Source organism: Brevibacterium atlanticum (assembly GCF_011617245.1).
In the GTDB taxonomy this organism is placed as follows: Bacteria; Actinomycetota; Actinomycetes; order Actinomycetales; family Brevibacteriaceae; genus Brevibacterium; species Brevibacterium atlanticum.
In genome coordinates this window covers 2,962,486-2,985,053 of record NZ_CP050152.1, presented here as the reverse complement: position 1 = coordinate 2,985,053, position 22,568 = coordinate 2,962,486, and the positions used below count along the sequence as shown (strand labels likewise).

Here is a 22,568-nt window from a genome sequence, read left to right as displayed (position 1 = left end):
CAGCCGATCAGGGAGTGGGCACGGCCATGAGGAGGGCATCGACGACCTGGGCGCTCGTGATGTTCTCGGCGGCGGCTTCGAAGTTGAGCTGGATGCGGTGGGCCAGCACCCGGTGGGCGAGGTCCTTGATGTCTTCGGGGATGACGTAGTTGCGGCCGCGGATCATGGCGAGTGCCCGGCCGGCGTTCGTGAACGCGATAGAGGCGCGCGGGCTGCCGCCGTACTCGATGAAGGGGGCGTAGCGGCCGAGGTATTTCGACGTGTTGCGGGTCGCGTGGACGAGTTCGACGAGGTAGCGGGTGATCGCGGGGTCGATGTAGATGGTGCGGGCATAGCGCTGCATGGTCACCACATCGTCGAGGCTGCACGCCGGGTCCGGCACCGAGTCCTTGTCGAAGACGCCGGAGTCGAGTCGGGAGAGGATCTCGACCTCTTCGTTCGGGTTCGGATGGGTGAGCAGGTCCTTGATCATGAACCGGTCGAGCTGAGCCTCGGGCAGCTGGTACGTGCCTTCCTGCTCGATCGGATTCTGCGTGGCCATGACGAGGAACGGGCGGGGGAGTTCGAAGCGCTGACCGCCGATGGTCGTCTGCTTCTCCTGCATCGCTTCGAGCATCGCCGACTGCGTCTTCGCCGAGGACCGGTTGATCTCGTCGAGGAGGACGATGTTCGCATGCACCGGGCCGAGCACGGTGTTGAACGAGCCTTCCTGGGCGTTGTAGATCTGTGAGCCGATGATGTCGGCCGGCAGCAGGTCGGGCGTGCACTGGATGCGGGAGAACTTCCCGTCCACGGCATTGGCCAGGGCGGCCGCGGCCGTGGTCTTCGCGAGTCCCGGGACGCTTTCGAGGAGCAGATGGCCCCCGGAGAGGAGTCCGATGAGCAGGGATTCGCGCAGACGCTGCTGACCGACGACGAAATGGTCGAGATAGGACTCCAGCCCCTTGAGGATGGTCTGCGCGTGTGCGATCTCCTGGGTGTTGGCCGGTGCGGTCGCCGTCATAGTCCCATGCCTCTCGATTCGGTGCGGTGTGGTCTCCAGCATATTGGTTGGCACTGACGTGAGACAGTCCGTGACGTGTCAGTGCTGACACACGGGGCGGATGCCGGCCGTGATCCTCGCCTCCGTGTCAGTGCCGACCTGTAGCGTCGATGACACAGATCAGAACCGGGGAACCCGGCGCAGCAGAGGAGGTGAGGCAAGTGGTCCCGACACACCCACAGGCAGAAATTTTTTCTGTGGACAGCGGTGGAAAACTGCGTCGGGAAATCGGCGGAGAAACGACTCGTTCGTCGCTGTCCCCAGTGTCCTCGCAGGTGATCGAACTACATGGGTGTCTTTCACAGCCTGTGGACGAATGTGGACGGTGCGCACACAGCGATGTGGACCGTCGAAATGACACTGGTGTAACACTGGATATAGGGGTAAGGTCGTACCCGAACACAACATCTAGTGGTCGACCCTGGGCCTGCGCGTCGTGATCTTCATCATGATTCGGCAGGCGAAGGGCCCGATCACGCCACACAGAACGCGGAAGCCGCAAGGCAGAATTGAGGAGTCGCCATGATCACCGTGTACACCAAGCCCGCTTGTGTCCAGTGCAACGCCACCTACCGTGCGCTCGATGCCAAGGGACTGAAGTACAAGTCGGTCGATCTCAGCGTCGACGAGAACGCCCTCGACGTCGTCAAGGCCATGGGGTACATGCAGGCACCCGTCGTCGTCACCGACAACGATCACTGGTCGGGATTCCGCCCGGACAAGATCGCCACCCTGACCGGCGAGCAGACGGCGTCCGTCGTGGCCTGAAATGCTCCTGGTCTATTACTCCAGCAGCTCTGAGTTCACCCACCGCTTCGTCGGCAAGCTGCGGCATCCGGCTCTCCGGATTCCGCTGCTGACGAAGCAGGAGACGCTGAGAGTCGACGAACCGTTCGTCCTCGTGACTCCGACCTATGGGGCGGGACGCACCCAAGGCGCCATCCCCAAGCAGGTCATCAAATTCCTCAATAACGACGAGAACCGACGTCACCTCATCGGTGTCATCGGCGCCGGAAACACGAACTTCGGCGAAGATTACTGTCGAGCGGCCAAGAAGGTCGCCGTCAAATGTCAAGTACCCCTCATGTACCGAGTCGAACTCCTGGGAACCCCGGAGGACGTCGATGCGGTGAATCTAGGATTGGACAAACTGTGCGCGAGCTCGCTGAAGACCGCAATGTAGAGGACATCATCCGCGAAGAGACGGATCTGGACTACCACGCGCTCAACGCCATGCTGAACCTGTATGACGAGAGCGGTCGGATCCAGTTCGAACGTGACAAGCAGGCTGCCCGGCAGTACTTCCTCCAGCACGTCAACAACAACACCGTCTTCTTCCACGACCTCAAGGAGAAGCTCGACTACCTCGTCGAGAAGGACTACTACGAGCCCGAGGTCCTGGAGCAGTACTCGTTCGACTTCATCGAGGCGCTGTCGAAGCGCGCCTACGATCAGAAGTTCCGCTTCCAGACCTTCCTGGGTGCCTTCAAGTTCTACACCTCCTACACGCTGAAGACCTTCGACGGAAAGCGCTACCTCGAACGCTTCGAGGACCGCGTCGTCATGGTCGCCCTGTTCCTCGCCCGCGGCGATGAGCTGCTGGCGACCCAGCTCGTCGACGAGATCATCTCCGGTCGGTTCCAGCCGGCCACCCCGACCTTCCTCAACGCCGGCAAGAAGCAGCGCGGAGAACTCGTCTCCTGCTTCCTGCTGCGCATCGAAGACAACATGGAGTCGATCGGTCGGTCCATCAACTCCGCCCTGCAGCTGTCGAAGCGCGGCGGCGGTGTGGCCTTCGCCCTGACGAACATCCGTGAGTCCGGCGCCCCGATCAAGAAGATCGAGAACCAGTCCTCCGGCGTCATCCCGGTCATGAAGCTGCTCGAGGACTCCTTCTCCTACGCCAACCAGCTGGGTGCCCGTCAGGGTGCCGGTGCCGTGTACCTGCACGCCCACCACCCGGACATCTACAGCTTCCTCGACACCAAGCGCGAGAACGCCGATGAGAAGATCCGGATCAAGACCCTGTCCCTGGGCGTCGTGATCCCCGACATCACCTTCGAACTGGCCAAACGCAACGAGGACATGTACCTCTTCAGCCCCTACGACGTCGAGCGCGTCTACGGCATGCCCTTCTCCGACGTCAACGTCACGGAGAAGTACACGGAGATGGTCGACAACGCCTCGATCAAGAAGAAGAAGATCAACGCCCGCGAGTTCTTCCAGACCCTGGCCGAGATCCAGTTCGAATCCGGCTACCCGTACGTGATGTTCGAGGACACCGTCAACAAGGCCAACCCGATCGACGGCAAGATCATCATGTCCAACCTGTGCTCGGAGATCCTCCAGGTCTCCGAACCCAGCCGGTACGATGCCGACCTCGGCTACGACGAGATCGGCAAGGACATCTCGTGCAACCTCGGTTCGCTCAACATCGCCCTGACGATGGACTCGGAGAACTTCGGACAGACCGTCGAGACCGCGATCCGCGGACTCACCGCCGTCGCCGAGACCTCGGACATCCAGTCCGTGCCCTCGATCGCCCGCGGCAACAACATGTCCCACGCGATCGGCCTGGGCCAGATGAACCTCCACGGCTACCTCGCCCGCGAGCACGTGTACTACGGCTCCGACGAAGGCCTGGACTTCACGAACATGTACTTCTACACCGTCGCCTACCATTGTGTGCGGGCGTCGATGGAGATCGCGAAGGAGCGGGGCACCACGTTCGCCGGCTTCGAACGGTCGAAGTACGCCACCGGCGAATACTTCGACAAGTACACCGATAAGGCGTGGGTGCCGCGCACCGAGCGGGTCGCGCAGCTCTTCGCCGATGCGGGCGTGCACATCCCGACGCAGGACGATTGGCGCGAGCTCAAGGCCCAGGTGGCCGAGCACGGCATCTACAACCAGAACCTGCAGGCCGTGCCGCCGACCGGTTCGATCTCCTACATCAACAACTCGACGTCGTCGATCCACCCGGTGGCCTCGAAGATCGAGATCCGCAAGGAGGGCAAGGTCGGGCGCGTGTACTATCCGGCTCCCTTCATGGACAACGAGAACCTCGAGTACTACCAGGATGCATACGAGATCGGGTACGAGAAGATCATCGACACCTACGCCGAGGCCACGAAGCACGTGGACCAGGGCCTGTCGCTGACGCTGTTCTTCATGGACACCGCAACCACCCGTGACATCAACAAGGCGCAGATCTACGCATGGCGCAAGGGCATCAAGACCATCTACTACATCCGGCTCCGGCAGCTCGCGCTGCAGGGCACGGAGGTCGAGGGCTGCGTCTCCTGCATGCTGTGATCATCGAATCCGGCGGACCGAAGCGAATCGGTCCGCCGGATTCTTACGGGGTGCGCTTGAGCACCACGAGCATCGGCCCCGACACATCGGACGACCGCCTGCGCAGCAGACCGCTGAATCCGAGCACGAAGACGACTTCGTGACTCTTGCAGAACTGGACTTTTTGGGAAGAGGGAAACCCGTGGAGAATCTGACTCTGGCCTCGCATGTCGACGCCATCAACTGGAACCGCGTCGTCGATCCGATCGACGATGAGGTGTGGGATCGTCTGACCGGCAACTTCTGGCTGCCGGAGAAGGTTCCGCTGAGCAACGACATTCCCTCCTGGGCGACTCTGACCGAGGACGAGAAGACGCTGACGATGCGGGTCTTCACCGGTCTGACCCTGCTCGACACGATCCAGGGCACGGTCGGTGCGATCTCGCTCATTCCTGACGCTGTCACGCCGCACGAAGAGGCAGTGATGACGAACATCGCATTCATGGAGAGCGTGCACGCGAAGTCGTACTCGTCGATCTTCTCCACCCTGTGCTCGACGAAGGAGATCGACGAGGCCTTCCGCTGGTCGCGGGAGAACACTTACCTGCAGTCGAAGGCTGACATCATCCTCAGCTACTACCGGGGTGACGATCCGCTCAAGCGCAAGGTCGCCTCGACGCTGCTCGAATCCTTCCTCTTCTACTCCGGCTTCTACCTGCCCATGTACTGGTCAGCGCATGCGAAACTGACGAACACCGCCGACCTCATCCGGCTCATCATCCGCGATGAGGCCGTCCACGGCTACTACATCGGCTACAAATACCAGAAGGGGCTCGAGTCGCAGTCCGAGGAGCGCAGGCAGGAGCTCAAGGACTACACGATGAACCTCATGTTCGAGCTCTACGAGAACGAGGTCGCCTACACTCACGACCTCTACGATTCCGTGGGTCTGGCCGAGGACTGCAAGAAGTTCCTCCACTACAACGCGAACAAGGCGCTGATGAACCTCGGCTATGAGGCGATGTTCCCCAAGGAGGTCACCGACGTCAATCCGGCGATCCTCGCGGCACTCTCACCCGGCAGCGACGAGAACCACGACTTCTTCTCGGGTTCGGGTTCGTCCTATGTCATCGGCAAGGCCGAGAACACCGAAGACGAGGACTGGGACTTCTGAGACCCCAGAGCTTACTCGAGGCCCGAAAGGGGTGATGGGAGGCCCGGACCTGCAGGAAACTGCACGGTCCGGGCCTCTTTTCGTGCCTCCGTCCGAAGGACGGAGGAGGGCACGATGAGCACCACGAAGAAGCGTAAGACGGCGGCGTAGCGGGAGACCTGGGGGAGCCTTCGGAAGCTCTCGTCAGGACGGTGACAGGAGCGCTGCCCGGCCCCAGACGGGCCGATGCACTCGGCCCACACGGAGGACGACAAGGCGTTGACGTTCCTCACCAAGACCGACGCTCCCACGTGGCTCGCCAGTGTGCACACGATGATCGCGCAGGGAGAATGGGAGCCACCTTCAGGTGTCCGCTTCGTCCGATGACCCATTGTCCTGGGTGAGACGGTACGCCTGCGCGAGGGCTCCGATCTGTGCTGGGTTGTAGAGATCGGGCAGCGACTGGTACAGGGCGTGAATCGCCTCGCGTCTGCGCGCTGTTGTCGGCTGGGGCGGGATCCGTGTGTCGGGGTAGCTTTCGTGGATCCTGCGCAGCACTGGTACGAGCCGCAGGGCGACAGCGTGGATGGCCTCGGCGCTTGCATCGGCTGGCAGTTCGTTGAAAGCGATGTCGGTGTCCTGGTGGTGTTCGGCGATTTCGTGCAGGTCCTGCATGCCCTGTTCGTCATAGAGCAGTGTGCTGATCGCTATGAACGCCCTGTCCGACCCGGTGAGGCCGTCGGCAACGGATTCGAAGCCGACGGGAACGTCTGGTCCGGCTCGGTGGGCGAGCAGCTCGGCGAGGTCGGCTCTGATCTTCTGTTCACGTTCGATAGAGGCGGCGAGTCGAGCATCGAGCGCGCGTACGGTCTCGAAGAACATGTCCTCCGAGTCGTCCGCTGATCGGATCTCTGCCGTCGACATCCCCAGCTCCCGAAGCTGTTTGATCTGTAATAGTCGCACCAGGTGGGTCGTGCCGTACTGCTTGTAACCGTTGGACGCGCGTGCGGGCTCTTCGAGCACATCGGTCGCATGATAGTGCCGGATCGCCTTCACCGTGGTGTCGGCGAGGTCCGCGAGTTGGCGCATGCTCCAAGCCATCAACGGACACCAGGGCGAACATTCATGCCTCCATCCTCGTGGATGGGGGAGGGAATTGGAAGCACGGTCTTGACTGTGCCCTCGGGGCACGGGTTCCGATGGTAGTGAACATACCCGCCTTCGCGTAGGAGCCCCTGACATGACCAGTACTGGACAGACTTCCCAACGGCACGAGTTCGGGAAGCACTGCGTCCACCTTGGAGGAACGGCCTCATCCCGTTCGGCATCCGACTGCCGCCAGCCTACTGTTGCCCGGGACCGCTTCCGAACCCGGTGCCCCGAGCGCCGTACACAGGCACCGCTCTTCGCCGAGCAGACCCTCATCCCGCATGGGCCCTTGAGCTCCTCGCAGGAATGCGCTCACCGAGCCGTGCCGCCCGTCAGCCTCGGTGCGACGGATGGCTCCGCCGGATCGAGACCGTTCGAGGCCCTGCCCCAACGGGACGGGACGAGGCGCCACGATGGTTGACCTGCTCCTCTACGAAGGTGCGATGCAGGTTGTCCCGCTCATGCTCATCGTGTTCTTCACCTCGATGTTCCTGCTCGTGGGCACGGTGCCCATCAGCGCCCTCACCAATGCGATAGCCATCGCGGCTCTGAGTGGCTCAATCGGGTTGCTGTTCGGCGCCATCTGGCGACGCTTCGCCATCATCCCGGACGAATGCCCTGTCTCGTCCAACTCACACCGTCCCAAGGAGGACCACCATGACCGTCTCGCCTGACCCGACCCTCAACGAACCCCCGAGCGCCTCCCCGTCCGTCGACTTAACACGTCCTTTCGGCGCCCACCTGTCGATGCGGTGGTGGGTCCCCTTGGTCTTGACGATCGTCGTCGTCGCAGCGGTCTATGGCCTCCAGCTGATATTGGGAGGCATCGCCGCCCTCGTCGAGATCCGCCTGCTCGGCAAAGATCCCAATGACGCCTCGCTGACACCTTTGACCTTCCTGGCGATCAATCTCTCAACCATCCTCGTCGCCCCGCTGGCACTCGTCGTCCTCGCGAAAGCCGGGCGGGTTCCATGGCGATCCGCACTGAGCGTGGGACGGGCTTTCCGATGGCGCCGGCTAGGGATGTACGCCGGCCTCTTCGCCGCACTCATGATCCTCGCCAATGCGGCAGTCCAGCTGATCCACCCTTCACCGCTCTCGCTGTTCGCCGTCTCCGGCACCACCATCGCACTGCTGGTGGTGCTGGTGCTGACCACGCCATTGCAGGCTGCGGCGGAGGAAGTCGCCTTCCGCGGCGTCCTCACCGCCTCCTACGCCTCCTGGGTCCGTGCCTCCCGTCCGGCGCTCATCGTCGGAATCACCGGTTCGAGTGTGCTCTTCGCCGTCGTCCACACCAGCCTGGATCCGTGGATGATCCTGAACTACCTGGGCCTCGGGGCGAGCACCGCGGTCATGGCTCTGCTGAGCCGTGGTCTCGAAGCGCCGATCGCCTTCCACGTCATGAACAATGTCTTTGCCTACGGCATCGGGGCCCTGTTCGCCGAGGGCGGCGGTATCGGCCAGGACCGCAGCGCCGGTGCCGGCGGACCCTACATGCTGATCCTTCTCCTCGCACAGGCCATCGCGATCATCACTGTCTGGCAGATCGAAAAGCGCCGCCGGCGTCAGCGCTGCACGTCGAAGGCCATTGCCGGCGCATCGAGGTTCAGTGCAGGAAAAGGGCTGTGACGGCCTCAACCAGCGCAATGACCAGAAGCAGGATGACGATCATCGGATAGAGGCGCAAGTTGTCCTTGACACCGGCGAGGTACCCCTCCCAGGCCGATGACAGATTCAGTCGCCGGTAACCGAAGGTCGATCGCCAGAGGATGATCGATCCCAGCATCGCCAGGACATAGGCCTGGAACTCGATCAGCAGCACCGGCGAGACGGTGATCACGGTGATCAGCTCCTCGAGTGATGTCGGGGCGTAGGGCATGCCGATGAAAACAGCCCGCGCAATCGTCGCGACCACGCCGAAGAAGGGAATGATCAACGTGGGCAATGTCGTGGTCCCCAATGCTCCGAACAGCAAGTTGCCGAGGAAGGTCAGCAGCGCTGGTCTGACGATGCTGCCGCTGCTGTAGGCCTCGGCAACCAAGGACGACCCGGGCGAGCTGAGGAAGGCGTCGGTGTTCCGATGGCCGATGTCATGCAGGCCGGGGATGTAGACGGACACGATCATCGCCATTAGGAGAATGCCGTAGACCACGATGTTGGATACCAGGTACGGGTACCAGTTGACGCGCAGGATGGTCCGAAAGCTGTGGAAGATTCGCATGGGTAGGTTTCCTCACTCTGGTGGGTGTGATGGGAAGCGGGTGGACCGAATCGCCGAGTCGTGACCGGCGGTTCGCCTTGGTCCGGCAAAGGTGAAAGTCGAGACCTGCCACGAGAAGCCGGCGATCACCTGGAGGGCACGACGGTGCCCTGAGCCGTCGCCTGGCCGGCTGCGCAGGTAAGAGACAGGAGCCTAGGACGGCGGTCCCGTCTCGATGCGCATGAAGTCCTTCTGCCGGTCGTTCAAGTCGCGTTCTGCCAGATCGAGGATGACCTGTAACTGCTCCTCGGTCAGCGCCGGCAGTCCATCGGCGACCTCGGAGACCAGTCTCTGCGCCTGCGCCATGAGCTGACAGAGCTCGCAGTCGGTGGTGGTCTCGTCGATGGCGTCGAAACGCTCCTGCAAACGCGCCAGGGCCGACCGCATCTGCGGGTCCAGGAGCGCATCGGCGAAAACATCGATCTGCGGATGATCCCGGTATAAGTGGGCGATCGCGATGGCGACCGGTATGTCGGCGGATGTCAGGCTCAAAGCAGCCGCTGCCCTCGAGAGTCCGACGTGGCGCCCGGCGCGCGCTCGGGCCAGCCGCTCGCGTTGTTCGGTCAGAGCCGCGATCTTCTCTTCCAGGACCCGGTCCACCTCGTCCAGCGCCTCTTCGGTGGAAGAGGAACCGGAGTCAGCGGCCACGGCCCCAGCCTGTGCCAGCGACAGACCTGAGCTGGTCAACTGGCTGATCCTCAGCAGGGCAACCAGATGATCCGCAGTGTAATCACGGTATCCGTTGGACCGACGCGGCGGCTCCGGCAGCGCGCCGACCTGGTGGTAGTAGCGGATGGTTCGGACCGTCACCCCGGCGAGCTCTGCCAATTCTGCGATGCGCATCAGGGTGACACCTTCCCTAATCGATGGATACTGGGACTGAGCAGGGCCAGGGCGGCCGCGCCGATCCACAGGAGGACGAGAGCCGTCGTGGCCAGGTGCAGGCTACCGATCTCGATGAGCAGAGCGGCTCCACCGATGCCCGCCGACGGGACAAGAGTCATCAGGGCGTTCTGGGCACCCAATACTTTCCCGCGTTTGGCATCTGCGACGTTCTCCACGAAAGTCAGTCCGACGACGGCGTTCATGCAGCCGCCGCCCAGTCCGACGATCGCAGCCCCGGCGAAGATCGACCACACAGGTCCCAGGATACCGATGACGGCGAAACCGAGAGCGACGACGATGACACCGACGGCGAACCACCCCCGGCGCGGGATCCTGGCCCCGAATCCGGCGAAGAGCCCACCCCCGACAAGCAGACCCGCAGCCAACGCGCTGAGCACGAATCCAACGAATCCGGCCTCGTCCTGAAAGGCGAAATGTACCGGGATCACCATGCCCTGTGTGGCGGCGAGCACGACGGCCAGCGCCAATCCCAGCAGGACGACGGTGCGCAGGAGTGGTGTGCGGAAGATGATCGCCAGGCCGTGGAAAATGGAGCCGGGCGGCTCGGACTCAGAATTCTCCTGCTGCGCGGGCGGCAGTCTGGAGGCGTGGGAGGGAATGACGAGGGTCAGCAGGGCAGCCAGTGCCGCGATGCCGGCGGTCACCCACATGACCGTCACCGGTTTCAGGGAGGCGACGAGGATACCGGCGATGGCTGGGCCGACCAGCAGCGAGACCCCTGCGAGGGATTCCCGCAGGCCGATCAGCCGCGAAGAGTCCAGCCTGGCGGCCCGAGCGATGGCCGGGAGCATGGCCTCCCGCGCCGTGATACCGGGGACGTCGCCGAAGGAGTTCAGCATCGCCACGGCGATGAACCATCCCAGGTTCAGTCCGAAGGTGAGATCGATGACGGGCAGGACCATCAACGCCACAGCCGAGATCACGTCGGAGAGGACCGCGGCGGTGCGACGGTTGATTCGGTCGATGAGTGAGCCCATCAGCAGTCCGGCGAGAGCAGAGGGCACTGCGGCGGCGAGAGCAACGGCCCCGGCTCCCAGCGGACTGCCCGTGGTGAATAGGACGAGTAGTGGGAGCACTATCGCGGTGATCGAGTTGCCCAGCAACGATGTGCCGAAGGAGGTCAGGTAGAAGAAGATGATCCGTGTCATGTGACAAGCACAAACGATGACGTCGCGTCAGAGTCAAGCCCGTGATTGGGATGTCGTGGGCAGGCCCGGGGAGACGAGCAGGCGCCGACACCCATCGATCGTCTTCTCGTTTGTCTTTGGGACCTCGAGGCCGCGTCGGCTCAGAGCAGCGTCGGCAGGACGCCGCCGTCCGCACGGAGCGCGGCCCCGTTGACGGCGGAGGAGATCGGACTGGCGAGATAGGCCACGAGTCCGGCGATCTCCTCGACCACAAGAATTCCCGCCTCTCACCGGGAAGGACGATGACTGTGCTTCCTAAGAGAGCAAGAACTGGGACTTCTGAACTCCCATCCGATTCAGCTTCACGAAGCGGCCCATCCGGGCAGAGTGTTCCCGGAGGGGCCGCTTCTTGCTGCCGTCGCATTCGCAGTCATCCCCGCAGATGAGATGGTGTCCGCACACTGGATTCTCCACCGACGCCACCACCGAACTCCGCTAGGATGGTTCAACAGTTCCGTTCTTCGGTCAGAGGTGATTGGCAATGGCACAGGTGCGCGGCCGCAAGGTCGAATTCGACGACATCGACGAGGATGATCTCGTCGTCAGCACACCGAAGACCGCGGCGGCGGGCCTCAAAGCCGTCGAAGTCGCCTTCGAGCGCGGTCTCAAGCAGGGTGGAGCCAGCCGCACCGTGCGCTCGATGTTCCGGGTCAACCAGCCGGACGGAGTCGACTGCCCCGGATGCGCCTGGCCGGAATCGATCACCGGGGACCGGAAGAAGATCGAATTCTGCGAGAACGGTGCCAAGGCTCTCGCCGAGGAGAACACCACCCGTGTCGCCACCCCCGGCTGGTGGGAACAGCATCCCATCGCGGAACTCGAGCAGAAGACCGAATACTGGCTGGGCCAGTCGGGCCGGATTACCCATCCGATGATCATCCGCGACGGTGACACCCACTATTCGCCTATCGCGTGGTCCGAGGCCTTCGACATCATCGGCGAGCACATTCGGGCCACCGACCCGAACCGATCGGTCTTCTACACCTCGGGTCGGACTCCGAACGAGACGGCGTTCCTCTACCAACTCCTCGCGCGCAGCATCGGCACGAACAACCTTCCCGACTGCTCGAACATGTGCCACGAATCCTCCGGCACCGCCCTGTCGCCGACGATCGGCATCGGCAAAGGCACCGTCTCACTCGAAGACCTCGAGAAGGCCGAACTCATCTTCGTGGTCGGACAGAACCCGGGGACGAACCATCCACGTATGCTCGGCACACTCGCCGAATGCCGCCGCAACGGCGGCAAGGTCGTCGCGGTGAATCCGCTTCCCGAAGCGGGCCTGCTCCGGTTCAAAGACCCGCAGACTCCCAAGGGCCTGCTCGCCGACGGAAAGCGCACCAGCGACGAATTCCTGCAGATCCGCGTGGGTGGAGATCAGGCACTGTTCCAGGCTCTCGGCCACCTGCTCCTGAAGAAGGAGGCCGACGCCCCCGGCACCATCGTCGACCGCGACTTCATCGAATCCTCCACCGACGGATTCGCCGACTACGCGGACGCCCGCAAGGATCTCAACTGGGCCGAGATCGAACTCGCCACCGGTCTCGAACGCACCGAGATCGAACACGTCGCCGACATGCTCGCGGCCTCGAAGGCGACCATCTTCTGCTGGGCCCTCGGAATCACCCAGCAGCCCCACTCGGTCGACACGATCAAGGAGATCGTCAACCTGCTTCTCCTGCAGGGCAACTTCGGCAAACCCGGGGCCGGTGCCTGCCCCGTGCGCGGACATTCCAATGTCCAGGGCGACCGGACCTTCGGGATCTGGGAGAAGCCCAAGGAAGACTTCCTGCAGCGCCTCGACACCGAATTCGGCATCAGCGCACCGCGGGAGCATGGCTACGACTCGACCGAGGCGATGCACGCCATGTCCCGCGGCGAGGTCGACGTCTTCGTCTCCCTCGGTGGGAACCTCGCGATGGCGAACTCCGACACCCCCACCATGGAGGAGGGACTGAAGAAGACCGGCCTGACGGTGCACATCTCGACGAAGCCCAACCGCTCCCACGTCGTCCATGGGAAGACCTCGATCATCCTGCCGACGCTCGGCCGGACCGACCGAGACGACAAGCACCCGGGCGGGTCCCAGTTCCTCAGCGTCGAGAACTCCATGTCGGTGGTCAGTCGGACCCAGGGTCGGCTCGAACCGGTCTCGGATCACCTGCTCGCCGAACCCGTGCTGCTGGCCCGCATCGCCGAGGCGGTGCTCGGTCCAGAGCATCCTGTCGACTGGAAGGCCATGGCCGAGGACTACGACGTCATCCGCGACCACGTCTCCCGAGTCATTCCCGGCACCGAGGACTTCAATACCCGGGTGCGGGACAAGTACGGCTTCGTCTTGCCGAACCCGCCCCGCGATCACCGGTCCTTCGCCACCGCCGAGGGTCGTGCCCAGTTCTCCACCAGGCCGTTGGAATACCTGCACCCGCACGAGGGGCACCTGGTGCTGCAGACGATGCGCTCGCACGATCAGTACAACACGACGTTCTACGGCCTCGACGACCGCTACCGCGGCATCTCCGGCGGTCGCCGGGTGATCCTCATCAATCCCGATGATCTTGCCCCCGCCGGCGTCGAGGACGGTGAGCTCGTCGACGTCGTCTCCGTGTTCAACGGCGAAGAGCGGAGGGCGGAGAAATTCCGCATGGTCGCCTACCCCACGGCCAGGGGATGCGTCGCCGCCTACTACCCGGAAGCGAACGCCCTGGTCCACCGTGACCTCGTCGCCCGGGAGTCGAACACTCCGGGGTTCAAGGCCGTCATGGTTCGCTTCGAACCTCGGACGGTCGACGAAGAACCCGCCGAGGTGGTCAGCGAAGTCGACGCGTTCGCATAGTCGCACTTCGGTCGATAGGGAACGGCCGGACCGAGCCGGCTGGCCCTGACTCCCGCTGAACATGACAATGCCCGACATCCCTGCAGGAGCGACCTGCGGAATGTCGGGCAGAAGTTCATCTGTCGCGGCTCGTCCTCTGCTTGAAACCCAGCAGCAGGATGGGGACCGGACAGGCGGCGGCACGCGTGCCGCCGACGTCAGACGGCGCTCACGCCGAAGGCGTCGGCGCCGTCACACGTTCAGGCTGCCAGCGGCGTGATCTCACGCAGCGAGGTGCCCGTGAAGAGCACGATGCGGCCGGTCGCATCCTCGATGGCGACTTCGCCGGGAGCCTGACGGCTGATCCTGGGATCGATCATCCCTGCGTGTGCGAGTCCGCGCTGGACCCACTGTGGGAACTCAGACATGGGTTCCCTCCTTTCTTCAGTTGTGAATAGCGGCAACGACGCGCACTATTCCTCAGGTTGTCTAGTCGGCGATGGGTGGTCGCCGATGGGGATCTGCAGTTCGAAGAGATACAGTGTCCGGATCATTCATCCGAAATGATGAACCAGGATCGGAGCCTGCGACGCAAATGGATTGTCGTCAGGAGCAACGCATCGATCGGTTCGATGAATGCGGACAACTTGAACGCAAACCATCAGCATAGCCGTCCGCGCCCTTCGCTGTCCATTCGACGTGGTCAAGGCCACAGAATCCGGAGCGCGAGGGGAGCCCATGCGCGCAATTCCCCTCGCGGAGGCGGCGCGACGTGCGAAGGTGGCTCAGCGACCGCCGAGGTGGCTCAGCGACGGCCCTGCAGGCGTCCGCGCAGTCTGACCCACAGCACCGCTGTGAGGATGAGCAGGACGACGCCGGCTCCGAGGAGGCCGAGTGCCAGGGGGTTGTCCATGGCTGCACCCAAGGACCGAGAGGCGAGCGAGGAGGATGCCCGGCCGTCTCCCTCATCGCTCGCCGAATCCTTCGCCGAGGCGGCCGCTTCGTCCTCGTCCCCACCGGCATCGCCGCCGCTGCTCGGTGCCGTGGGCTTGGCCTCGGCGGTCGCCTGTACGCCGACGGGCACGGTCTGCAGCGACTTCGGATCCTTCTGCGCGAAGTCCCATTCGAGGAGGTCGACGGCGACCTGCCGGGAGTTGTTGTCGATGCCGAGCATCGTCGCGATCACACGGTGACCATCGCGTTCGGCAACAGCCACATACGAGCCCTTCGCAGCCCGAGTGAACCCGTTCTTCAGCCCCAGACCGCCGTCGACCTGGCCGACGATCTTCGTGTGGTTCTGGATCTCGTAGCCTTTGAACTTCTCCTTCGTCTGCGGATTCTTCCCGCCGGGGAACTTGAACGTCTCCGTCCCGATGACCTTCATCAGATAGTCGTCCTCGCACACCGCCCACGCGAGCTTCATGAGGTCTTCGGCCGTCGTGTACTGGCCCTTGGCGTCGAGACCCGAGGTGTTCACCGCATGGGTGTTCGACATCCCCAGCTCCGCGGCCTTCGCGTTCATCAGCGACACGGCCTTCTTCTGCCCGCCGGCGGCCCGCCCGAGGGCATTCGCCGCATCGTTGGCGCTCGACATGAGCATCGCGTGGAAGAGCAGGTCGATGGTGTACTTGTTCTTCTGCATGAGTCCGACCTTCGTCCCGTCGATCTCCATGTCCTCGAACTCGGCCGTGACCTTCTTCGTCTTGTCATCGAGGACATCGACGAGGGCCAGCGCCGTCAGCAGTTTGATCGTCGAGGCAGGAGCATGCCGCTTCTCAACGTTCTTCGCCACGTGCAGCTCACCGGAGTCGAGATCGCCCACGAGCCAGGAGGTGCCCGTCGGCTTCGGCGCCTTCGCTCCGTCGCCGAGATCTTCGGGACTCACATACGCCGGTGCCGTCTCTTCGCCGCTCGGAGTCGTCGCCGAGGCGGCGGGGGAGAGGACCACCTGAGCTGCGATGAGGGCGAGCGTCAGCAGCGCGGCGGCAATCGGGAGGACCCGCGCCCGCCCGAAACCGGAGCCAGGGCCCTCGACGGTCGCAGTCGCAGACTTCGCTGTCGGTACAGTCGTCGGGGAAGCAGTGGAGCCGGGTGAACGCATGCGTCCCAGTCTACTTTTGCCTCTCAGCGTCAGTATTCAGGTTCCCCTCACCGATCGGCTCGAGTAGGCAGCCCGTTTGCCACGCTCTGCTCTGGGATACTCACGTTCTTCGGTGAGTTTTCCGGAGAAAGGTGTGCCGAACGGAAGGCGGCTCCGCGATGGGCCGAACCATGGTTATCGCGCAGGCGAAGGTCGGTACACGCACGAAAGCGGCCCCGCACCGAGGCGGCACGCACGAAGACGGCCCCGCACCGAGGCGGCACAGACGAAAGCGGCCCCGCACCGATTGGTGCGGAGCCGCTCTCAGTCTGACTCAGACCGTCTGACACAGACCGTCGGACTCAGCTCACGTGGATCAGAAGGCGCGCTGGAGAACCGCCTGCTTCACCTCGGCGATGGCCTTGGTGATCTCGATGCCACGCGGGCAGGCCTCGGTGCAGTTGAAGGTGGTGCGGCAGCGCCACACGCCTTCCTTGTCGTTGAGGATCTCGAGGCGCATGTCCCCGCCTTCGTCGCGCGAATCGAAGATGAATCGGTGCGCATTGACGATCGCGGCCGGTCCGAAGTACTGGCCGTCGGTCCAGAACACGGGGCACGACGAGGTGCACGAGGCGCAGAGGATGCACTTCGTGGTGTCGTCGAAGGCCGCGCGCTGCTCGGCCGACTGCAGACGCTCACGGGTGGGCTCGTGACCCGAGGTGATGAGGAAGGGCATGATCTCGCGGTACGACTGGAAGAAGGGCTCCATGTCGACGATCATGTCCTTCTCGAGCGGCAGTCCCTTGATCGCCTCGACGGTGATCGGCTTGGACGTGTCGAGGTCCTTGAGCAGGGTCTTGCAGGCCAGGCGGTTGCGGCCGTTGATGCGCATGGCATCGGAACCGCACACGCCGTGGGCGCAGGACCGGCGGAAGGACAGCGAGCCGTCGATCTCCCACTTGATCTTGTGGAGGGCGTCGAGCACACGGTCGGTGCCGTACATCGTGACGTTGTACTCTTCCCAGTGCGGCTCCGAGTCGACCTCGGGATCGAAGCGGGCGATCCGGAAGGTGCAGTCGAAGGACGGAATGGAACCGCCTTCGCCCGAGACGCTCGTGGGCAGGTCGATCTTCGACGCTGGTTCGGCTGTTTCTGCAGTGGTGCTCATCAGTACTTACGCTCCATCGGCTGGTAACGGGTGACGATGACGGGCTTCGTCTCAAGACGCATGCCCTTGATGCCGTCGGTCTCCGCTTCGGGATCGAGGTAGGTCATCGTGTGGTGCATGAACTTCTCGTCGTCGCGATCCGGGAAGTCCTCGCGGAAGTGTCCCCCGCGGGATTCCTTGCGGTGGATGGCGGCGACGGAGATGACCTCGGCGAGCTCGAGCAGGAACCCCAGCTCGACGGCCTCGAGCAGATCGAGGTTGTAGCGCTTGCCGCGGTCCTGGATGCCCACGTTGTTGTAGCGTTCGCGCAGCTCGGCGATCTTGTCGAGGGCTTCCCGGAGGGTCTCGTCGGTGCGGAACACCTGGACGTTGGCGTCCATGACGTCCTGCAGATCCTTGCGGATGGCACCGATGCGTTCGGTTCCGTCCGAGGTTCGCATCTTCTCGAGCAGTTCGACGACGTCGGTCTCCGGGTTCTCCGGGAGCTCGACGGAATCGGCGGTCTTGGCGTATTCCGCGGCGGCGATGCCGGCGCGCTTGCCGAAGACGTTGATGTCGAGAAGCGAGTTCGTGCCCAGGCGGTTCGAGCCGTGCACGGACACGCAGGCGCACTCACCGGCCGCGTAGAGGCCGGGGATGATGTTGTCGTTGTCACCGAGGACCTCGGCCTCGATGTTCGTCGGGATGCCGCCCATCGCGTAATGCGCGGTCGGGAACACCGGCACCGGTTCGGTGTAGGGCTCCACGCCGAGGTAGGTGCGGGCGAACTCCGTGATGTCGGGCAGCTTCTCGTCGATGTGCGAGGGCTCGAGATGGGTGAGGTCGAGGAGGACGTAGTCCTTGTTCGGTCCGCAGCCACGGCCTTCGCGCACCTCGTTGGCCATCGAACGGGCCACGATGTCACGCGGGGCGAGGTCCTTGATCGTCGGAGCGTAGCGCTCCATGAAGCGCTCTCCCTCGGAGTTGCGGAGGATGCCGCCCTCACCACGGGCCGCCTCGGACAGCAGGATGCCCAGGCCGGCAAGACCTGTCGGGTGGAACTGGAAGAACTCCATGTCCTCGAGCGGGATGCCGCGGTTGTAGGTCACGGCCATGCCGTCGCCGGTCAGGGTGTGGGCGTTCGAGGTGGTCTTGAAGACCTTGCCGACACCGCCGGTGGCGAAGACGATCGACTTCGCCTGGAAGACGTGGATCTCACCGGTGGCCAGTTCGTAGGACACGACACCGGCCGGGCGCTTGACCCCGTCGACCTCGGTCATCACGAGGTCGAGGACGTAGAACTCGTTGTAGAACTCGACGCCGTGCTTGACGCAGTTCTGGTAGAGGGTCTGGAGGATCATGTGACCGGTGCGGTCGGCTGCGTAGCACGAACGACGGACGGCGGACTTGCCGTGGTCGCGCGTGTGACCGCCGAAGCGACGCTGGTCGATCTTGCCTTCGGGGGTGCGGTTGAAGGGCAGCCCCATCTTCTCGAGATCGAGCACGGCGTCGATGGCTTCCTTGGCCATCACCTCGGCGGCGTCCTGGTCGACGAGGTAGTCACCGCCCTTGACGGTGTCGAAGGTGTGCCATTCCCAGTTGTCCTCTTCCACGTTCGCCAGAGCGGCGCACATGCCGCCCTGGGCGGCGCCGGTGTGGGAACGGGTGGGGTAGAGCTTGGTCAGCACAGCGGTGCGGGCGCGCTGTCCCGACTCGATCGCCGCACGCATGCCGGCGCCGCCGGCGCCGACGATGACGACGTCGTAATGATGTACCTGCATGTTTCTCCTTTAGGCCTTGCAGAACTCAGCCAGGACCGAGGGGTCCGCTCCGGCCGGGCAGGGATCGAACGTGAAGATGACGAGCGTGCCGAGCACGATGACGATGACCGAGGCGATGTAGAGGATCACCTGCAGGGCCATGCGTGTGCCGGGCTTCTCGGAGTAGTCCATGATGATGGTGCGCAGGCCGTTGGTGCCGTGGAGCATCGCCAGCCACAGCATGAGCAGATCCCAGATCTGCCAGAACGGGCTGGCCCACTTGCCGGCCACGAAGCCGAAGTCGATGGCCTGGACGCCGTCGCCGGCCCACAGGTTGACGAAGAGGTGGCCGAAGATGAGGATGACGAGGACGACGCCGGAGACGCGCATGAACAGCCACGCGAACATCTCGAACTTCGAGCGGGTGGACTTGTGCCGGGAATAGCCGGTCCGCGGAGCCGGAATGGATGTAGTGCTCATGTCAGCCTCCGAAGGTGTGCATCAGCTGGCGGGGAACGAAGGCGATCATGATGATGAGCCACAGAATGATGACTCCCCAGAACAGCTTCTTCTGATTTTTCGGGCCGCTCTTCGAGAAGTCGACCAGAATGACGCGAAGACCGTTGAACGCATGGAATGCGATTGCGGCGACGAGCGCGATCTCACCGAATGCCATGACCGGTGTCTTGTAGGTTCCGATCACAGCGTTATAGGCCTCGGGTGAGACGCGAACGAGGGCAGTATCGAGCACGTGGACCAGAAGGAAGAAGAAGATTCCGACGCCTGTGACGCGATGCGCGACCCAGGACCACATTCCTTCGTTTCCTCGGTACAGAGTGCCCGTAGACGCTTTGGCCACGGAGCATCCTCCATCTTGATTATTCGGGTGTGTACGTCTAGAAGCTACGCTCCAGACCGCTTCCGTGCCAGTCGAGACACCGCGGAGCGCGCCGGATCACACGACTACCCTGGCAATTCCCTCCAAACTGGGATTGCGTGTCTCATGAAAATTCAATTACGGCACAACCGTGTTCCCTAAATGATTTCGCTCACGCTCTGACCTGCGTGGTCCTGTGAGATGCCCACCATCGCCGAGGTGGTGCCGAGCCGAGACCATCGACCCGCGCCGAGGTGGTGCTCGACTCGATCGGTCACCCGCGCTGAGGTGGTGCACAGGTGAGGATGGCCCCACCTCCGGTCTGGGGTGGACCGTCGCCGACACGGCGGACAACCTCGGCGAAGCGCTGCCCGAACTCTGAGACACTGAAATCGTGAACACGCACTTCCACGCCATCATCCCCGCCGGCGGTTCCGGAACCCGTCTCTGGCCCCTCTCGCGCCGGGCGACCCCGAAGTTCCTCCACGATGTGCTCGGCCTCGGCCGCAGCCTCATCCAGGCCACCTGGGATCGGGTGGCTCCCATCGTCGGAGACGACCGCGTCTGGGTGGTCACGGGCGAGAGCCATCTCGAGCAGGTCGTCGATCAGCTGCCGGAGATCTCACGGTCGAAGATCGTCACCGAACCCTCCCCGAAGGACTCCGCTGCGGCCATCGGCCTGGCCACGATGCTCATCGCCCGGGAGGATCCCGAGGCGATCGTCGGCTCCTTCTCCGCCGATCACTCGATCACGAACGTCGACGAATTCCGTCTCGTCATCGACCAGGCCGTCGCCGCCGCCGAAACCGGGGACATCGTCACCATCGGCATCATGCCGCGGAACCCGGCGACCGCTTACGGCTACATCAAGACCGGTGAGCTGCTCGGGCTCGACGGGGCTCCTACGGCCAGGCGAGCCCTGGCGTTCGCGGAGAAGCCCGCCGCGAGCACCGCCCGGAAATACGTCAACTCCGGTCGCTACCGCTGGAACGCGGGCATGTTCATCGCGAAGGCCACCGCCCTCCTCGACGTCCTCGCCGAGGAGGATCCTGCCCTCTTCGATGGACTCTCCCGCATCGCCGAGGCCTGGGACACCCCTGACCACGACACTGTGGTGGGCGAGGTCTGGCCCGGGTTGGAGAAGCGGGCCATCGACTATGTGGTCGCCGAACCCGCGGCCGCGGCGGGACGAGTCATCGTCATTCCCGGAGACTTCGGCTGGGACGACGTCGGGGACTTCGACTCCGTGGCCCGGCTGCGCCAGCCCGTGCCCGGTGAGCCGCGCGGGGTGATCTCGATCGGCGGCAACACCGACCTGCTCGAGGTCGACGCCTCGGGGGTCGTCTTCTCCGAAGGTCCGCGCACAGTGGCCATCGTCGGACTCGAGGACCTCGTCGTCGTCGACACCGACGACGTCCTGCTCATCACCTCCCGCTCGCACGCGCAGGATGTGAAGAAGGCTGTGTCCGTCGCCGGTGAACGCGGACTCGACGAACTGCTCTGAGCCACCGCTGCTGGATCGTCGCTCACGCAGGCAGGTCGCGTGCGAGTCGCGAGGCGCAGGCCGAGCCGCCGCGGCCGCACCGTCGCCGGAGTATGTCGAAATTGGTCGCAATCAGGACAATTGTGACGACCAGTGCCTAGCATTGCTTCCAATGTTCGACACTGCCCATCCCCGACCCGTGTTTCCCGAAGGACCCGACGTGATCAGCTCGACTATCGCTGAGATCGGTGCAGAGCTCATCGATTTCCGCCGCGACATCCATGCCCATCCGGAACTGTCCTTCCAAGAGTTCGAAACCACCGACAAGATCGTCGCCCGCCTCGAAGCCGCGGGCCTGAAGCCGCAGCGGCTCGAGGGAACCGGGGTCGTCTGCGAGGTCGGTCAGGGACCGTTGGCCGTGGGTCTGCGCGCCGACATCGATGCCCTTCCCGTCGATGACCTCATCGACGAGGAATTCCGCTCGACGGTGCCCGGTGTCGCGCATGCCTGCGGCCACGACGTCCACCTGACCTCACTCATCGGCGCAGGAATCGCTCTGCAGAAGATCCACGAGACTCGGCCCGGAGGACTCGGCGGCCGGGTGCGGCTGATCTTCCAGCCCGGCGAGGAGGTCACCCCCGGAGGTGCGCTGCGCGTGATCTCGCAGGGTGTCCTCGACGACGTGCCCGAGGTCTACGCCGTCCACTGCGACCCCAATGTCGACATCGGAAAGGTCGGTTCGCGCATCGGTGCCATCACCGCCGCCGGCGACACCGTCATCATCCGCCTGTCCGGTCACGGTGGGCACACCTCCCGGCCGCACCTGACCGAGGATCTCGTGTACGCGCTCGGCAAGCTCGCCACGGACCTGCCCTCGACGCTGGGCCGCCTCATCGACCCGCGCCACGCGATCTCGCTCGTGTGGGGCGAGATCAGCTCCGGCCACGCCGCGAACGTCGTCCCCAGCGAGGGGATCCTGCGCGGCACCCTGCGCTGCCTCGACGTCGACGGGTGGAACCAGGTCGCCGAGGTGCTGCCCGAACTCGTCGACCGCATCGCCGGCCCGTACGGGGTCGAGGTCGACCTCGAACACCGCCGCGGTGTCCCACCCGTGGTCAACACCGAGGACCAGGTCACCCTCATCGAAACCGCGGTCCGCGGCGAGCTGGGGGAGAACTCCGTCCAACTGACCCCGCAGTCGATGGGTGGGGAGGACTTCGCCTGGTACCTTACTCACTGTCCGGGCGCGCTCGTGCGTCTGGGCACCCGCACTCCCGGCGGCATCACCTACGACATCCATCAGGGAGATCTGCTCGTCGACGAACGCGCGGTCGAGATCGCCGCCCGTGTCTTCACCGCCACCGCACTCAAGGTCCTCGAGCGCGAACGCTGACCCTGCACTGCTCACCATCTGC

The 22,568-nt window shown here is 63.9% G+C and carries 20 protein-coding genes; 9 read left to right on the top strand and 11 right to left on the bottom strand.

The window, feature by feature from the left end; translation table 11 throughout:
• Positions 1–7: 7 nt before the first annotated feature.
• Positions 8–1,003: an AAA family ATPase gene (locus tag GUY23_RS13355; protein WP_166973052.1), complete on the bottom strand. Its 996-nt coding sequence runs from the start codon at positions 1,001–1,003 to the stop codon at positions 8–10.
• Positions 1,004–1,564: 561 nt separating this feature from the next.
• Between GUY23_RS13355 and nrdH the strand changes: the two genes are divergently transcribed.
• From nrdH to nrdF, 4 genes are all read left to right on the top strand, one after another.
• Positions 1,565–1,810: a glutaredoxin-like protein NrdH gene (nrdH, locus tag GUY23_RS13350; protein ID WP_166973050.1), complete on the top strand. Its 246-nt coding sequence runs from the start codon at positions 1,565–1,567 to the stop codon at positions 1,808–1,810.
• A gap of 1 nt (position 1,811) precedes the next feature.
• Positions 1,812–2,225, top strand: a complete 414-nt coding sequence (gene nrdI / locus GUY23_RS13345) for a class Ib ribonucleoside-diphosphate reductase assembly flavoprotein NrdI (protein WP_166973048.1) — start codon at positions 1,812–1,814, stop codon at positions 2,223–2,225.
• A 5-nt stretch (positions 2,226–2,230) separates the two neighbouring features.
• Positions 2,231–4,357, top strand: a complete 2,127-nt coding sequence (gene nrdE / locus GUY23_RS13340) for a class 1b ribonucleoside-diphosphate reductase subunit alpha (protein ID WP_228282843.1) — start codon at positions 2,231–2,233, stop codon at positions 4,355–4,357.
• A 181-nt stretch (positions 4,358–4,538) separates the two neighbouring features.
• A complete protein-coding gene (gene nrdF, locus GUY23_RS13335; protein ID WP_166973043.1) occupies positions 4,539–5,510 on the top strand; it encodes a class 1b ribonucleoside-diphosphate reductase subunit beta in 972 nt (323 codons plus the stop codon).
• Positions 5,511–5,852: 342 nt separating this feature from the next.
• Here nrdF and GUY23_RS13330 read toward each other — a convergent pair whose 3' ends face one another.
• Positions 5,853–6,578 (bottom strand): helix-turn-helix domain-containing protein, encoded by a 726-nt coding sequence (locus tag GUY23_RS13330; protein WP_208085362.1) that lies wholly within the window; start codon positions 6,576–6,578, stop codon positions 5,853–5,855.
• 473 nt (positions 6,579–7,051) lie between these two features.
• Between GUY23_RS13330 and GUY23_RS13325 the strand changes: the two genes are divergently transcribed.
• Both GUY23_RS13325 and GUY23_RS13320 read left to right on the top strand, forming a co-directional pair.
• Entirely contained in the window at positions 7,052–7,312 is a 261-nt protein-coding gene (locus GUY23_RS13325) for a hypothetical protein (protein WP_166973039.1), read from the top strand.
• Positions 7,296–8,267, top strand: a complete 972-nt coding sequence (locus GUY23_RS13320; protein ID WP_166973037.1) for a CPBP family intramembrane glutamic endopeptidase — start codon at positions 7,296–7,298, stop codon at positions 8,265–8,267. The genes GUY23_RS13325 and GUY23_RS13320 overlap by 17 nt, the downstream gene beginning before the upstream one ends.
• Here the strand turns inward: GUY23_RS13320 and GUY23_RS13315 are convergent.
• The 3 genes from GUY23_RS13315 to GUY23_RS13305 all read right to left on the bottom strand — a co-directional run bounded on the left by GUY23_RS13315 (position 8,245) and on the right by GUY23_RS13305 (position 10,952).
• Entirely contained in the window at positions 8,245–8,859 is a 615-nt protein-coding gene (locus GUY23_RS13315; protein WP_166973035.1) for a hypothetical protein, read from the bottom strand. The genes GUY23_RS13320 and GUY23_RS13315 overlap by 23 nt on opposite strands.
• 192 nt (positions 8,860–9,051) lie before the next feature.
• Positions 9,052–9,741 carry a MerR family transcriptional regulator gene (locus GUY23_RS13310; protein WP_166973033.1) on the bottom strand — a complete coding sequence of 230 codons (690 nt, stop codon included), beginning with the start codon at positions 9,739–9,741 and terminating at the stop codon, positions 9,052–9,054.
• A complete protein-coding gene (locus GUY23_RS13305; protein ID WP_166973031.1) occupies positions 9,741–10,952 on the bottom strand; it encodes an MFS transporter in 1,212 nt (403 codons plus the stop codon). The genes GUY23_RS13310 and GUY23_RS13305 overlap by 1 nt, the downstream gene beginning before the upstream one ends.
• 520 nt (positions 10,953–11,472) lie before the next feature.
• On the opposite strand from GUY23_RS13305, the gene GUY23_RS13295 reads away from it, so the two are divergent.
• Positions 11,473–13,827, top strand: a complete 2,355-nt coding sequence (locus GUY23_RS13295) for an FdhF/YdeP family oxidoreductase (RefSeq protein ID WP_166973029.1) — start codon at positions 11,473–11,475, stop codon at positions 13,825–13,827.
• Positions 13,828–14,066: 239 nt separating this feature from the next.
• On the opposite strand, the gene GUY23_RS13290 is transcribed toward GUY23_RS13295, so the two are convergent.
• The 6 genes from GUY23_RS13290 to sdhC all read right to left on the bottom strand — a co-directional run bounded on the left by GUY23_RS13290 (position 14,067) and on the right by sdhC (position 19,652).
• A complete protein-coding gene (locus GUY23_RS13290; RefSeq protein WP_166973027.1) occupies positions 14,067–14,234 on the bottom strand; it encodes a hypothetical protein in 168 nt (55 codons plus the stop codon).
• A 377-nt stretch (positions 14,235–14,611) separates the two neighbouring features.
• Complete coding sequence (locus GUY23_RS13285; protein ID WP_166973025.1) at positions 14,612–15,907, bottom strand: D-alanyl-D-alanine carboxypeptidase family protein; 1,296 nt, start codon at positions 15,905–15,907, stop codon at positions 14,612–14,614.
• 355 nt (positions 15,908–16,262) lie between these two features.
• Positions 16,263–17,054 (bottom strand): succinate dehydrogenase iron-sulfur subunit, encoded by a 792-nt coding sequence (locus GUY23_RS13280; RefSeq protein ID WP_166973023.1) that lies wholly within the window; start codon positions 17,052–17,054, stop codon positions 16,263–16,265.
• On the bottom strand, positions 17,054–18,814 hold the full coding sequence (gene sdhA, locus GUY23_RS13275) for a succinate dehydrogenase flavoprotein subunit (protein WP_166973021.1): 1,761 nt from the start codon (positions 18,812–18,814) through the stop codon (positions 17,054–17,056). The genes GUY23_RS13280 and sdhA overlap by 1 nt, the downstream gene beginning before the upstream one ends.
• A gap of 9 nt (positions 18,815–18,823) precedes the next feature.
• Positions 18,824–19,273: a succinate dehydrogenase hydrophobic membrane anchor subunit gene (locus GUY23_RS13270; RefSeq protein WP_166973019.1), complete on the bottom strand. Its 450-nt coding sequence runs from the start codon at positions 19,271–19,273 to the stop codon at positions 18,824–18,826.
• A 1-nt stretch (position 19,274) separates the two neighbouring features.
• Positions 19,275–19,652 carry a succinate dehydrogenase, cytochrome b556 subunit gene (sdhC, locus tag GUY23_RS13265; RefSeq protein WP_166973017.1) on the bottom strand — a complete coding sequence of 126 codons (378 nt, stop codon included), beginning with the start codon at positions 19,650–19,652 and terminating at the stop codon, positions 19,275–19,277.
• Positions 19,653–20,064: 412 nt separating this feature from the next.
• Here sdhC and GUY23_RS13260 point away from each other — a divergent pair, with 412 nt between their 5' ends.
• The gene (locus tag GUY23_RS13260; RefSeq protein ID WP_166973015.1) at positions 20,065–21,174 is read left to right on the top strand and encodes a mannose-1-phosphate guanylyltransferase; all 1,110 of its coding nucleotides are present in this window, start codon (positions 20,065–20,067) and stop codon (positions 21,172–21,174) included.
• Positions 21,175–21,373: 199 nt separating this feature from the next.
• A complete protein-coding gene (locus tag GUY23_RS13255) occupies positions 21,374–22,546 on the top strand; it encodes an amidohydrolase (RefSeq protein WP_166973013.1) in 1,173 nt (390 codons plus the stop codon).
• The last annotated feature ends 22 nt before the right edge of the window (positions 22,547–22,568 follow it).

Bases quoted from the DNA above. Each gene is read 5' to 3' on its own strand.
- GUY23_RS13355 (WP_166973052.1), bottom strand. From the start codon at position 1,003: ATGACGGCGACCGCACCGGCCAACACCCAGGAGATCGCACACGCGCAG.
- nrdH (WP_166973050.1), top strand. From the start codon at position 1,565: ATGATCACCGTGTACACCAAGCCCGCTTGTGTCCAGTGCAACGCCACC.
- nrdI (WP_166973048.1), top strand. From the start codon at position 1,812: ATGCTCCTGGTCTATTACTCCAGCAGCTCTGAGTTCACCCACCGCTTC.
- GUY23_RS13330 (WP_208085362.1), bottom strand. From the start codon at position 6,578: ATGCGCCAACTCGCGGACCTCGCCGACACCACGGTGAAGGCGATCCGG.
- GUY23_RS13325 (WP_166973039.1), top strand. From the start codon at position 7,052: ATGGTTGACCTGCTCCTCTACGAAGGTGCGATGCAGGTTGTCCCGCTC.
- GUY23_RS13320 (WP_166973037.1), top strand. From the start codon at position 7,296: ATGACCGTCTCGCCTGACCCGACCCTCAACGAACCCCCGAGCGCCTCC.
- GUY23_RS13315 (WP_166973035.1), bottom strand. From the start codon at position 8,859: ATGCGAATCTTCCACAGCTTTCGGACCATCCTGCGCGTCAACTGGTAC.
- GUY23_RS13310 (WP_166973033.1), bottom strand. From the start codon at position 9,741: ATGCGCATCGCAGAATTGGCAGAGCTCGCCGGGGTGACGGTCCGAACC.
- GUY23_RS13305 (WP_166973031.1), bottom strand. From the start codon at position 10,952: ATGACACGGATCATCTTCTTCTACCTGACCTCCTTCGGCACATCGTTG.
- GUY23_RS13295 (WP_166973029.1), top strand. From the start codon at position 11,473: ATGGCACAGGTGCGCGGCCGCAAGGTCGAATTCGACGACATCGACGAG.
- GUY23_RS13290 (WP_166973027.1), bottom strand. From the start codon at position 14,234: ATGTCTGAGTTCCCACAGTGGGTCCAGCGCGGACTCGCACACGCAGGG.
- GUY23_RS13285 (WP_166973025.1), bottom strand. From the start codon at position 15,907: ATGCGTTCACCCGGCTCCACTGCTTCCCCGACGACTGTACCGACAGCG.
- GUY23_RS13280 (WP_166973023.1), bottom strand. From the start codon at position 17,054: ATGAGCACCACTGCAGAAACAGCCGAACCAGCGTCGAAGATCGACCTG.
- sdhA (WP_166973021.1), bottom strand. From the start codon at position 18,814: ATGCAGGTACATCATTACGACGTCGTCATCGTCGGCGCCGGCGGCGCC.
- GUY23_RS13270 (WP_166973019.1), bottom strand. From the start codon at position 19,273: ATGAGCACTACATCCATTCCGGCTCCGCGGACCGGCTATTCCCGGCAC.